This window comes from Shewanella acanthi (genome assembly GCF_019457475.1).
In the GTDB taxonomy this organism is placed as follows: Bacteria; Pseudomonadota; Gammaproteobacteria; order Enterobacterales; family Shewanellaceae; genus Shewanella; species Shewanella acanthi.
On the sequence record NZ_CP080413.1, the window covers coordinates 3,625,511 to 3,638,185 of the forward strand.

10 protein-coding genes are annotated in these 12,675 nt (G+C 47.1%); 4 read left to right on the forward strand and 6 right to left on the reverse strand.

The genetic code is table 11. The features are described from left to right. Nucleotides 1-57 precede the first annotated feature (57 nt). The 4 genes from csrD to K0H61_RS15515 all read right to left on the reverse strand — a co-directional run bounded on the left by csrD (nucleotide 58) and on the right by K0H61_RS15515 (nucleotide 5,200). On the reverse strand, nucleotides 58-1,968 hold the full coding sequence (gene csrD, locus K0H61_RS15500) for an RNase E specificity factor CsrD (RefSeq protein WP_220050375.1): 1,911 nt from the start codon (nucleotides 1,966-1,968) through the stop codon (nucleotides 58-60). Between the two features lie 201 nt (nucleotides 1,969-2,169). Further along, the gene (locus K0H61_RS15505) at nucleotides 2,170-3,414 is read right to left on the reverse strand and encodes a malic enzyme-like NAD(P)-binding protein (protein ID WP_220050376.1); all 1,245 of its coding nucleotides are present in this window, start codon (nucleotides 3,412-3,414) and stop codon (nucleotides 2,170-2,172) included. A gap of 510 nt (nucleotides 3,415-3,924) precedes the next feature. Beyond that, a complete protein-coding gene (gene rpmE / locus K0H61_RS15510) occupies nucleotides 3,925-4,137 on the reverse strand; it encodes a 50S ribosomal protein L31 (protein ID WP_220050377.1) in 213 nt (70 codons plus the stop codon). A 166-nt stretch (nucleotides 4,138-4,303) separates the two neighbouring features. Beyond that, entirely contained in the window at nucleotides 4,304-5,200 is an 897-nt protein-coding gene (locus K0H61_RS15515; protein WP_220050378.1) for a FimV/HubP family polar landmark protein, read from the reverse strand. 104 nt (nucleotides 5,201-5,304) lie between these two features. Here K0H61_RS15515 and priA point away from each other — a divergent pair, with 104 nt between their 5' ends. From priA to K0H61_RS15535, 4 genes are all read left to right on the forward strand, one after another. Next, nucleotides 5,305-7,512, forward strand: coding sequence for a primosomal protein N' (gene priA, locus K0H61_RS15520; RefSeq protein WP_220050379.1), 2,208 nt, complete (start codon nucleotides 5,305-5,307; stop codon nucleotides 7,510-7,512). A gap of 112 nt (nucleotides 7,513-7,624) precedes the next feature. Beyond that, nucleotides 7,625-9,370: an arginine--tRNA ligase gene (gene argS, locus K0H61_RS15525; RefSeq protein ID WP_220050380.1), complete on the forward strand. Its 1,746-nt coding sequence runs from the start codon at nucleotides 7,625-7,627 to the stop codon at nucleotides 9,368-9,370. A 3-nt stretch (nucleotides 9,371-9,373) separates the two neighbouring features. After that, nucleotides 9,374-10,084, forward strand: a complete 711-nt coding sequence (locus K0H61_RS15530; RefSeq protein WP_220050381.1) for an SPOR domain-containing protein — start codon at nucleotides 9,374-9,376, stop codon at nucleotides 10,082-10,084. A gap of 309 nt (nucleotides 10,085-10,393) precedes the next feature. After that, nucleotides 10,394-10,618, forward strand: a complete 225-nt coding sequence (locus tag K0H61_RS15535) for a hypothetical protein (protein WP_220050382.1) — start codon at nucleotides 10,394-10,396, stop codon at nucleotides 10,616-10,618. Nucleotides 10,619-10,801: 183 nt separating this feature from the next. Here the strand turns inward: K0H61_RS15535 and K0H61_RS15540 are convergent, their stop codons facing one another. After that, complete coding sequence (locus K0H61_RS15540) at nucleotides 10,802-11,734, reverse strand: SPFH domain-containing protein (protein WP_220050383.1); 933 nt, start codon at nucleotides 11,732-11,734, stop codon at nucleotides 10,802-10,804. Beyond that, on the reverse strand, nucleotides 11,734-12,669 hold the full coding sequence (locus tag K0H61_RS15545; RefSeq protein ID WP_220050384.1) for an SPFH domain-containing protein: 936 nt from the start codon (nucleotides 12,667-12,669) through the stop codon (nucleotides 11,734-11,736). Before K0H61_RS15545 ends, K0H61_RS15540 begins: the two co-directional genes overlap by 1 nt. Between the last annotated feature and the right edge of the window lie 6 nt (nucleotides 12,670-12,675).

Sequence of the window (12,675 nt, forward strand, 5' to 3'; positions counted from 1 at the left end):
TAAGGCGATTATGTCCAATCTCCCACAGTGATCACAGAGTGTCACTCATTTTTTGTATTAGGTGGTTTCGATAGGATCGCTGAAGAAACGCCCTTGAGCCATTCCTACACCTAAAATTTTCAGCGTCTGCCATTCTTCAAATAATTCGACCCCTTCGGCACACACTTTCACCTCTGTGCGGTACAAACCACCAATCAAACTGCGAATAAATAATTGGTTCGCTGGCCGCAGATGAATCTGCCTCACGATGGAACGATGTAGTTTGATCATGTCAAAATGGCATTCGCGGATGTAATAGGTTCCGACGACTTGCTGACCCACATGGTCGACACACAGACGCGCGCCCATTTTGCGGATCATATCGAGCTTAGGTCGCAGTTTATCCTGATGCTGGATCACTATGTCTTCAGACACCTCAAAAATCAGCTTGGGTGTCAAATGGCGATATTCGAGCAAGGTGGTTTTAAGCCATTGAATAAAAGCGCGACTTAATAAAGTGTCGAGACTCAAGTTAACACTATAGACCTGATTTGTGGCTTGTTCACGCCCAAGTAATTGCAAAACACGCTCGATCATCTGCCGCTCAACCTGCGGCATAAGACCGCATTTGTTGGCCATGGGAATAAACTGAGTCGCACGAATCAACGCGCCCTGATTGTCCCGCGCACGAGTAAAAATTTCCTTATGATGCTCCACCCCATCTGAGTCGATAATCGGTTGACTAAAAGGGAAAAAGCGTCGCTGCACTAATGCATTTTCAAGGAAACTACGCCAACGAACCGAGCCCTTGGAAAATTCCTCATCGATTGAGCCCTTGTCGTACATAAACCAATTGCTGGTTCCCTGCAGCTGGGCGGCGCGAAGTGCCATATCAGCCTCTTCGAGCAATTGGTTGGCATTATCGCCTGCGGTAAAGTAAGCGCCGCCTAAATGATAAAAATTATGCTTATTTTCAACATCATCCGCCAATGGCTGACTTAAACAGACCTTCAAAAGTTTACTCGCAAGTTGATCGGCCTCAATCAGCGAAACATGGGGAACCACAATCGCAAATTGGTTATGGGAGCGGCGAGCAAAAATATGGTTACTAAAACTCTGCAGTATCTGATTAATGGCTTCGACGGTAGAATTAAGCAGAACATCAACCGCCTGCTCACCCTTTGTTTGCTGCAGTAAGTCGAGATCGTCAAGCTCCAACAGATAAATCACCCCGTGGGATAACATACCCTGATCAAGGCTTAAGGCACTGAGGCGATTATTTAAAAAGAGACGATTGCCAATCCGTGTTTGCGCATCGAGAAAAGTATTGGAACGAATAAACTTATCGAAGCGCCCCCGCTCCTTGTGAGCATCCTGCAACTCTTCTAACAGTTTAGTCAGCGCTCTATTGATGAGTCGGGGTTTACCAGTTCCTGGCGTTGCCAAAGCCTGTTCATGTTTTCCCTGTAGGATGAGCCGGCTGCGCTGCGCGAGTTCCTCAATGCCTTCTAATTGCTGTGAAAACCAGATATGACCAAAGCGCACCAGCGCCAACACAGCCGCTAGACCAATCACCAGAATTAACATCTCATACCAGCTAATACTGTAATGCTCAAAGGGTTGAGGCAACACCAACACCATGCTGAGGCCGGTTTTAGCATCGAGCAGATGGCTATAGACCATGGCATTACGGGTCGAGACGTTACCCTGATAGACGAACAGGGTTTCACCCTGCTTAGTTAAATGAAATTCCACGGCATTGTAAGCCAGCAACATAGGGGGTAACCAGGATTCGAGTTCCCAATCGGCCTGCATCTCATACTGCTCAATGAGCATAGACTCGAGTTCGGTGACTTTTTGCTGCTGAAATTTATAAGTGAGTTGCACAAAGCCCATTATAGCGCTGAGCAAAAACACGAAGGCGATTGCGGCCAACGACATCAACCAAAAACTGGTCAATTTTGTAGTTAACATGCGAGTGAATTTCATCGTTCCGCTATCCTGCTGGATTATTATAATTATTGGCGCGCAGTGTGTGTGAGCTGCATAAATGCTGCTCTAGATTATTCAGTAGCCTAAAGCAAAAGGCAACCAAGGCGTAATTGGCTTAAAGTCCCAATATTCAGAAATATCATTGCCCTATAAAACAAAAAAGAGGCCTATGGCCTCTTTTAAACGCGATATTGTCGATTATTCGGCGTATTGCGGCAAGGTCGTAATGGCTGCGACGCCAGAATCGATAGCGGCCTGCGCAACAGCGCGCGCAACGCGAGGCAATAAACGGGGATCCATCGGTTTTGGCAACACGTAGTCTGGCCCAAAACTTAAGGCACTCACCTTTGGATAGGCCTTGAGCACACTCATTGGCACTTCATCTTTGGCTAATGCCGCAATCGCATGCACTGCAGCGACTTTCATTTCATCGTTAATGCTTGATGCTCTTACGTCTAGCGCGCCACGGAAGATGAATGGGAAGCACAGCACGTTATTCACTTGGTTTGGATAGTCGCTGCGACCCGTACCCATAATTAAATCGCTGCGGGTAGCATGAGCAAGCTCGGGTCTGATTTCAGGGTCTGGATTTGAACAGGCAAAAATCACTGGTTTTTCGGCCATCATGGCGACTTCCTCGGCGCTAATCACATTAGGGCCGGACAGACCGAGGAACACATCGGCCCCCTTAATCACGTCCTGTAGGGTGCGCTTATCGGTATCATTAGCAAATAAGGCTTTATATTCATTAAGATCGGTACGGCCAGTATGAATAACCCCCTTAGTATCTAACATGTAAATGTTAGAGCGGGTAGCGCCACATTTTACCAGCATCGACATACAGGCAATGGCTGCCGCGCCAGCGCCCATACATACAAAAGTGGCATCGCTAATCAATTTACCTTGAATCTCAAGGGCATTGATCATGCCTGCAGCTGTCACAATGGCGGTGCCATGTTGGTCATCGTGGAACACTGGCACATTGCAACGGGCAATCAGTTCACGTTCAATCTCAAAACACTCAGGTGCTTTAATATCTTCAAGGTTAATACCACCAAAGGTGCCAGCAATCGCTGCAACCGTATTAATAAACTCTTCAGTTGTATTATGGGTTACTTCGATATCGGTAGAGTCGATGTTAGCAAAGTGCTTGAACAACAGCGCCTTACCTTCCATTACAGGTTTTGAAGCCAAGGGGCCTAAATTGCCTAAACCTAGAATGGCAGTGCCATTTGTAATCACAGCAACTGTATTACCTTTATTAGTGTAACGATATGCATTGTCAGGATTCGCCGCAATTTCACGCACGGGCTCTGCTACGCCGGGGCTGTAAGCTAAAGCAAGATCATGGCTGGTTTCCGCTGGCTTGGTGAGGCATACGGCGGTTTTGCCTGGAATGGGGAATTCATGATAATCGAGTGCTTGTTGACGAATATCTGACATTTTTACATCCTGAAATGCGAGATTGATACATTTAAAAGTGAGGTCTGCCAGCCGAATATCACCTCGTGAACGGATGATTTTATAGTGTGGCTGGTCGAGGTAAGATACGCCAATTAGGGGATATTTCAAATAAGATATTGAGAAATTTCGACTTTGCCACAGTTTTCGCTCTTAAAGGCAAATTTTATAAACTTATCTATCCCAACATCGCCGAAATTGCAGAGCATTTTTGTTGAAAAAAAACGAAAAAAAGCCCTAAAACGCAGGAGTTTCAGCCAATTAAAAGAGAGAATATTGACTAAATTACAATAAGAGACATAGACACAAGCTATCTTATAGTTAATTGCTATAAATAAGTCGAAATATCACAGGTTAAACATCAATTTGGTTATATTGATGAATTTTTGATTGAAGTCGTACCAGAAGTACAAAAGGCGTTAAATGATTTCTTAAACACCAGAAAGCAAAAAGGCGCCAAAGGCGCCTTTTTTAGAAGCATTGCAATGGCAATTACTTCTTGCCCAGCATACCAAAACGCTTGTTGAACTTGTCGATACGACCGCCAGTGTCAACAACTTTTTGAGTGCCAGTGTAGAATGGGTGACATGCACCACAAACGTCTAAGTGCAGATCTTTACCAGCACTAGAGTTAACTTTAATCACGTTACCACAAGTACAGTTTGCAGTAATCAGTGCGTATTCTGGGTGGATACCTGGTTTCATTGGGTTTACCTCAAATTTAAGGCCATGTCGCTCTTCCAACCCGAAGTCGGACACCACATGCAGTTAATAACGATATGTTAGGGCGCAGAATGGTACAGCAACAACCCAGTGGATACAAGTAGATTATCTGAACAGCGGCAATAATTAGTTTCCCTTACCTATGCCTCTATCCCCTTGCGTCTCTAGCGTAGAATTCGGCCTTCGCTTTATCCGCATTTGGATAGCGTTTAAGGATACTGGCGCTAGGGCATACGAGGGTGGCATCTTTCTTCAACGCACTAATTTTATGTTTAAAAAAGGCTTTTGGGTTCGCATCATAAATCGCCAGCATGGCGCCATAAACATTAAGCTGCCAATCGTCCGCATAGCGGTTAGCGATTCGCCAAAGCGTTTCTTCAGCCTTAAAATTTAGCCTGCACTGCCCGTCATTGTTTACAGTGTTGCTCGCCTGAGTCGCTAAAGCCTGCTTTGCTTCATTCTCAAGCGCAATTGATTTTGCTGCATCATCAGAAGCCACAGCCGTTTTCTCAGAAGGGAAACTAAAGCCTGCTGTGGTAGCTGAACTTGACTGGGTTATCATAGCCTCAGTGACTAAAATGTCAGGCTCCCTTTTGACAGCTGCTTGAGATGATACTTTGCCGCTATGGGTAGCATGCGAACTCACTTTAGCATTAGCACCTGCGGCTTTGTCGGCAGTTGAGCGCGCCAATTCGAATAATGGCAAACTCTTAACCTCTAACCAATGGTCGACACGATATTCACGAACTGAGAGTCTTGCATTGGGGTCGGTGACATCATCCACGCCAGTCAAAAGCACCAGAAACCGGTTTAACTGTTCAGCCATCAGCTTTTCTTCGCCACTGGATTGCTGCACAACAAACTCTAGCCGAGTAATATCCTGATTATCGGTAATCACGTTTAAACGCATTTTTGGATACTTGCCCAACTCAAACATCAGCGTGTTAATGCTAACGTGTGACACCTTTGCCTGTACGGCCGCACTACAGCTTAAGACTGTGCAGACTAAAGCAAATAGTCCTAATGATTTCGTCATGTTAGTCATCTATTTATTCTCAACAATCCTTTGCTATACCGTCATTAGGACTAGCCCTTGCAAGTCGCGCTGGGTACACTAAACCCTAATCCCACTAAAGACTTGCCCTGCATATGTCACTTTTTGTTGAAGTTGCCTTACCTGTGCCTATGCGGCAAAACTTTACCTATCAGGTTACTCCCAACCAAGGCTCGCAGACGTTGCCATGCCCAGCGATTGGCACTCGGGTCAAAGTCCCCTTCGGACGCCAGCAGCTTATCGGCTTGGTTACCGCCATTACGGATCAATGTGATTTAACGCCCAAACAAATCAAATCCGTCATTGAGTTTATTGATGATGCGCCGTTATTGCCAGATTCTCTTTATAAATTAACCCTCTGGGCTGCACGATATTATTTTTGCAGCCAAGGGCAAATGCTTACCCAAGCGCTCCCCGTCGCACTGCGTAAGGGCCTAGATGCTGCGCCACAAAAACTGCAATACTGGCAAGTCACTGAAAGTGGCGAGAATATTGCCCTCGACAGCTTAAAACGCGCTCCAGCGCAGCGCAAATTACTCGAACAAATACAAAAAGCGCCCATCACCCAAGATGATGTAATCAGTTTAGAGCTCAATAAAACCGCCCTCAAAACCCTCGAGGAAAAGGGCTGGATTGAAAAGCGTGAAAAACTGGCTGAGTTGGATCTTAGCTGGCGCACGGCACTTGAACTTGATGAAACACCCCATCGCCTCAATAAAGAACAAGCGGTTGCGGTGACGATTCTAACCCAGCAGCAGGGTTACCATTGCACCCTGCTTGAGGGTGTAACAGGTTCGGGCAAAACCGAAGTCTATTTAGCCGTGCTTGAACATATCCTCAAACAGGGCAAACAGGCGCTGATTTTAGTGCCAGAGATTGGCCTCACGCCGCAAACGATTAACCGCTTTAAGCGCCGCTTTAAGGTCAGTGTCGCCGTACTGCATTCGGGCCTTACCGATAATCAGCGTTTGGAGGCTTGGCGACAGGCAAGATGTGGGCAGGCGGCGATTATCATCGGTACCCGCTCGGCGCTCTTTACGCCCATGGCCTTTCCCGGTGTGATTATCTTAGATGAAGAACACGACAGCAGCTTTAAACAGCAAGAGGGCATTGGTTATCACGCCCGCGATTTAGCGGTCATGCGCGGCCATTTAGAATCCATTCCGGTGATTTTAGGTTCGGCAACCCCGTCCTTAGAAACCCTGCAAAACGCCCTCAACGGCCGCTACCAGCATCTGCAATTGGGAGAACGAGCGGGTAACGCCAAAAAAGTACGTCAGGGGATTATCGACATTAAAAACCTGCCGTTAAAGGCGGGCATGTCGGCGCCGTTAATCAATGAAATTCGCACCCACCTACAGGCGGGCAATCAGGTATTGCTGTTCCTAAACCGCCGCGGTTTTGCACCCGCGCTGCTGTGCCACGAATGTGGTCATCTTCACGAATGCGACCGCTGCGATGCTTTTTTCACTGTACATCAATCCCTTGGAGAGATCCGCTGCCACCACTGCGGTAACCAATATGCCATCCCTCGGCAATGCCATAACTGCGGAAGTACCATGTTGATGGGGCAAGGAATTGGAACCGAGCAACTGGCAGAAGCGCTGCAGCAGGAATTCCCCGAGTATCCTGTGGTTCGTATCGATAGAGACACTACTCGCCTTAAGGGCTCACTTGAAAACCATTTGAGCGCTATTCACAAGGGGGAATACCGTATTTTGGTTGGCACTCAGATGTTGGCGAAGGGACACCATTTTCCCGATGTGACCTTGGTGGGGTTATTGGATGTCGACGGCGCACTCTTTAGCGCTGACTTTCGTGCGCCCGAACGCTTCGGTCAGCTCTATACCCAAGTTGCGGGTCGAGCCGGCCGTGCTAACAAGCCGGGGACTGTGCTACTGCAGACTCACCAAAGTGATAATCCTATTTTGCGGGATTTGCTCCACCGCGGTTACGGTGAATTCGCCCGCAGCCAATTGCAGGAGCGACAAATGGCGCTCTTGCCCCCCGCTTGGCATATGGTCTTGGTTCGCGCGGAGGCGCATTCGGCGCTCGATGCAGATAACTTCTTAAATGCCTTTGCTGCGCTTTTACCCCAAGATAAAGAATTTGAAGTCATTGGCCCCATGCCTGCGCCGCTCGATAGAAAAGCAGGAAAGTTTAGGCGCCAATTAATGTTTCAGGCCAAGCACCGAAATCGACTGCAACAGGAATTTGAACGTATTTATCCCTTAGTCGAACAACTCCCCGAGGCCAAACGCTGCCGCTGGAGTTTAGACAGGGATCCGCAGGATCTGTTATAAGTCAATTAATTGATAAAAAATCGCCGCCAATGATAGCAATTTCCCAACACAAACGGCTAAAATACGCGGTTATTCCCTGTATTCATTCTTAAAGTTAGTAGCTAAATAACCCATGAAATCACATATCCAATCATTGCTTGAACAAACTATCGAATCCTTTAAACAACAAGGTATTTTGCCTGCTGATTTTGAGGCTCGCATTCAAGTAGACCGAACCAAGGATAAGAGTCATGGCGACTTAGCAACCAACCTAGCTATGATGCTGACCAAAGCGGCAGGCAAAAATCCACGCGAACTGGCACAGCTCATCATCGACAACCTGCCAACCTCTAACTACGTCGCTAAAGTCGAAATTGCAGGGCCTGGCTTTATCAACTTCTTTATCGATGACAACGCCTTAGCAAACCAATTACAGGCGGCAATTAACGATGCACACCTAGGGGTTAAATTACCTGAGCCACAAACCATTGTTGTTGACTACTCATCACCTAACCTCGCCAAAGAAATGCACGTGGGTCACCTGCGCTCCACCATCATCGGTGACAGCGTAGTACGCACCCTCGAGTTTTTAGGCCATAAGGTAATCCGTCAAAACCACGTAGGCGACTGGGGCACGCAATTTGGTATGCTGCTGGCCTATATGGAAGAACTGCGCGCAGCCAACGGCGAACAAGCACAATTAGAATTATCGGATCTCGAAACCTTCTACCGCGCGGCAAAACTGCGTTTTGATGAGTCTGCCGAGTTCGCTACCCGTGCCCGTCAATTAGTGGTTGAACTGCAATCTGGCGATGAATACTGCAATAAACTGTGGCGCGAATTTAACGATATTTCCTTAAGCCACTGCCATGAAGTTTACGAACGTTTAGGCGTGAGTTTAACCCGCGCCGATGTTTACGGCGAAAGTGCCTACAACGCAGACCTTGCTCAAGTCGTAAAAGATCTAGATGCCCAAGGTTTACTGACCGAAAGCAATGGCGCCAAAGTGGTGTTCCAAGAAGAATTCCGCAATAAAGAAGGCGAAGCGCTGCCAGTGATTATCCAAAAAGCCGATGGCGGATATCTCTATGCCACTACCGACTTAGCCGCAATGCGTTACCGCTCTAATGTACTGAACGCTGACCGCGTACTGTACTTTGTAGACCTACGCCAAGCACTGCACTTCCAACAGGTATTTAGCCTGGCGAAACTGGCGAAATTTGTTCGTGAAGATATGTCGCTAGAACACTTAGGCTTTGGCACCATGAACGGTGAAGATGGCCGCCCGTTTAAAACCCGTAGTGGCGGCGTGGTTAAGCTGGTAGACCTGCTCGACGAAGCCAATACCCGTGCACTCGAACTGGTGCGCAGCAAGAACCCAGATATGGATGAAGCAACACTGGCTGAAATCGCCCGCGTAGTGGGGATCAGCGCGGTGAAATACGCCGACCTTTCTAAAAACCGTACTAGCGATTACATCTTCAGCTTCGAGCAAATGCTGAGCTTTGAAGGTAACACAGCGCCATACTTGCTTTACGCCTACACCCGCGTCGCTGGTATCTTCAAACGCGCGAGCGATATTGATTTAAGCCAAGCTAAAATCGTGCTCGACCACGAGAAAGAGAAAGACCTAGGTAACAAACTGGCGCAATTCGGTGAAATCTTAAGCCGCGTTATCGACAAAGGCCAACCACACGTACTGTGTGGCTACCTCTATGAATTAGCGGGCGCTTTCTCAAGCTTCTATGAGGCCTGCCCAGTATTAGCCGCCGATACCGATGAGCAGAAGACTAGCCGTTTACTGCTGTCACAATTGACTGCTAATACGTTGCAAAAAGGCTTGAATTTACTAGGTATCGACACCCTAGAACGGATGTAAGCCATGAGCAATCGCGACTACGCTAACCGCAGCAGACCGCAGGCGGGCGCTAAACAGCGCCCTGTTCGTGCGACCCGCCGTCCGGCGCAGAAAAAGCCAGCCCCAAGCCAAAAACAACCCATCGCTTTGATACTCTTTGTCATCTTTGCTGTAGGTTGTTTCGTGTATTTTCTGTGGAGCATTAAGGACACCGCGAAACAAGAGCCTGTCGTCGAGGCAACATCCGAAACTCGCACTAAGCCTAAGGAACCCGCTGCAACGCTGATACCGAAGGTAAAGGAAGTTCAGCGACAAGCGGTAACAACGCCAGTAGAAGCGCCAGTGGAAGAGAAAGTGGTGGTCGAAGAGGCGCCTGAGCCTAAGAAAGACCCGAACGCCTTGCCGCCCAAACCAAAAGAAGAATGGACCTATCTCGACGAGCTTGAAAACAAGCATGTTGAGGTGGACTTGCCAGAGGTTGTAGCGACGCGTGCACCGCAGCAATATCAGATGCAATGCGCCTCTTTCCGCCAGGAGTCCCAAGCCAATCAAATGAAAGCGGTTATTGCCTTTCAGGGTTTAGAAGCCCAAGTAAGGCAAATTGAGGGCTCTTCAGGCACTTGGTATAAAGTCATCCTTGGTCCCTACGAGCGCAAACGTGATGCCGAGCGTAAGCGCCATACGCTGCAAAACGCAGGGATCAACGGCTGCCAAATTTTACCTATTACCAAGTAAATTAGGTGTCATTTAGCGGTGTTTACTGCCCGCTCAATTATCTAAAGCAAATTTTTAAAGTGGCAGGTGAGTAATCGCCTGCCACTTTTTTATGCTTGATTTCTACGACTAAAAGCTGCGTTTCAAACAGAGGAAGATTAAATACACCACCCCCAAAAAACGTCTAAGTCAATGTTTATTAATGACAAAATTCTTTATTAACTAAGATTAATATGCTGTTTAATTGACCTAGATCAAACTTAGGCGTATCTCTTAATTAACAGCAAATCCTGTTGCTGATTCCTCAAAACAAACCTAGGGCGAAATATTATGAATGCATTAATTGAAATAGAAGCCACGGAATTCAGTCAATTATTCAAACGCGGAGACGCACTCAAAATTCGGATGTTTATGGAGCATGTGCACATGCCATTAGACGTGCAAGATAAGATTATTGATGAGATATCAGCATTAACTAAGCTTGAACAAGAAACGATTGCTCGCTTAATTGAAACACACTCACACTCCGAGATTTCCGAACGATTAGCCTACTAACTGAGTTATTAAGCTTGCTTTCAAGACATCTTTCTAACAGTAACAGCGGAATATCAGCCACGATTTTTGATTTAATATACCAAAAGCAAAACACGTAAATGAGCCATAAAATAAGGCCAAATACGCAGTATCTGGCCCTCATTTATAATCCTCTTATCGCAACGAACATAAGCTTAACTTGGGTTATGACTTTTCCTGCAGGCCGATGCTATCCATCCAATAGTCAAAGTTAACCATATTGCCTGGCAGTACCACTTTACTATTCTTCTGACTTAAGCCATCAAGCTGCTTAAAATACTGCTCACCGAGTTGCATTCGCAGTGCATTATGTCCCCCCGGCGCAGCAATTACAGAAGCTAAACGCTCGATGGATTCCGCAGTTGCGCGGGATAAGGTGAGGATCTCCTCCGCCTTACCTTCAGCTTCGTTAATACGGCGCTGCATCTCGCCCTCAGAGCGGTTAACCGTTTCGGCCTTAATCCCCTCAGAGCGGTTAATTTTACTCTGCTTATCACCCTCACTCTTAGCGAGCAGAGCGCGGCGTTCACGCTCAGCATTCACCTGCATTTCCATCGCATTTTTTACTGTTTCTGGCGGGGTAATGTTTTTAATCTCATATCGATGGACTCGAATCCCCCAAGTCGCGCCAGCTTGATCTAACACTTCAACGACTTTGGCAGAAATCACATCCCGCTCCTCGAAGGTGCGGTCAAGATCTAAGGTACCAATCACAGATCGGGTCGTGGTTTGTGCTAATTGAATCGCTGCATAGCGATAATCGGTGATCCCATAACTGGCCTTGACCGGGTCGATAACCGAGATATAAATCACGCCATCAACTTCGACATTGACCTCATCGCTAGAAAAACATTCCTGTGGCGGCACATCGATTGTTTCTTCTTTTAAATCGTGAATATAGGCCACTCTATCGAAGAAAGGTATCAGCGCATGGAAACCTGCATCTAAGGTACTGTGGTACTTACCTAAGCGCTCCACTATATAAGCCGATTTTGTGGGTACTAGGCGGATGGATTGGAATAACTTAATCACAAAGACCGCGAAGATAATGCCCCAAATCAGCATCACCGCCACGTCGGTATCTAATGCAATACTCATTATTTTGCTCCCTTAGTCACTGACGAATGGCCACTCACGCTGTGGGTGACTTGCTCCATTCCCTCAAAGAAACCTTCTAGTTTTGCCATTTCCGCCGGCACGACTGAAACCTGCGCATCCGCTAAAATTTTACCAACTTGGGCAATAAACTGCTCTTTTAGCAGCATATTCATGGCATCGTTGCCGCCATTTACGGCTAAAGCTTGGGAGATCATCGCCATCCCCTCGGATTTTGCCTTAGCGATAATGGCAATCTCTTGGCCCGTACCTTTAGCTTCGTTGATCCGCTTCTGTTTTTGACCTTCAGAGATATTAATCGCCTCCTGGCGCTCCCCTTCGGACAAGTTAATCATCGCCGCCTTTTCGGCATTGGCGAGCGTAATTTCAGCCCTTTTACGACGCTCGGCTTCCATCTGCTTCTCGAGCGTGTGGATCACATGACGCGATGGGGTAATGTTACGTATTTCATAACGCAATACCTTAATGCCCCAAGGTTCTGAAGCCTTATCTATCTCGCGCACGATGGACTCGTTCAGCCTGTCACGCTCAGAAAAGGTTTCACTCAAAGTGAGCTTACCAATTTCAGAGCGCATGGTCGTCTGGGCTAGATTCACAGCTGCTTTACGATAGTTTTCAATACCATAACTTGCGAGCTTGCCATCCATCACCTTTAAGTAGACCAAGCCGTCGACCTCGAGCTGAGTATTGTCTTTAGAAATACAGCTCTGGGGCGGCACATCGAGCACTTGTTCACGAGTATCATGACGGTAGGCAACCCTATCGATAAAAGGCACCAAAAAATGGAATCCAGGTTGCAACACTGCGCGAAATTTGCCAAGGCGTTCAATCACATGAACCTCTCGCATCGGCACAATCAGCATCAGCTTATAAAGAAGAAATAGCAGCGCCAAAATGGCTAAGGTAAATACAAACATAGACTC

Coding starts and splice junctions, on each gene's coding strand:
- csrD (WP_220050375.1), bottom strand. CDS start 1,968: ATGAAATTCACTCGCATGTTAACTACAAAATTGACCAGTTTTTGGTTG.
- K0H61_RS15505 (WP_220050376.1), bottom strand. CDS start 3,414: ATGTCAGATATTCGTCAACAAGCACTCGATTATCATGAATTCCCCATT.
- rpmE (WP_220050377.1), bottom strand. CDS start 4,137: ATGAAACCAGGTATCCACCCAGAATACGCACTGATTACTGCAAACTGT.
- K0H61_RS15515 (WP_220050378.1), bottom strand. CDS start 5,200: ATGACTAACATGACGAAATCATTAGGACTATTTGCTTTAGTCTGCACA.
- priA (WP_220050379.1), top strand. CDS start 5,305: ATGTCACTTTTTGTTGAAGTTGCCTTACCTGTGCCTATGCGGCAAAAC.
- argS (WP_220050380.1), top strand. CDS start 7,625: ATGAAATCACATATCCAATCATTGCTTGAACAAACTATCGAATCCTTT.
- K0H61_RS15530 (WP_220050381.1), top strand. CDS start 9,374: ATGAGCAATCGCGACTACGCTAACCGCAGCAGACCGCAGGCGGGCGCT.
- K0H61_RS15535 (WP_220050382.1), top strand. CDS start 10,394: ATGAATGCATTAATTGAAATAGAAGCCACGGAATTCAGTCAATTATTC.
- K0H61_RS15540 (WP_220050383.1), bottom strand. CDS start 11,734: ATGAGTATTGCATTAGATACCGACGTGGCGGTGATGCTGATTTGGGGC.
- K0H61_RS15545 (WP_220050384.1), bottom strand. CDS start 12,669: ATGTTTGTATTTACCTTAGCCATTTTGGCGCTGCTATTTCTTCTTTAT.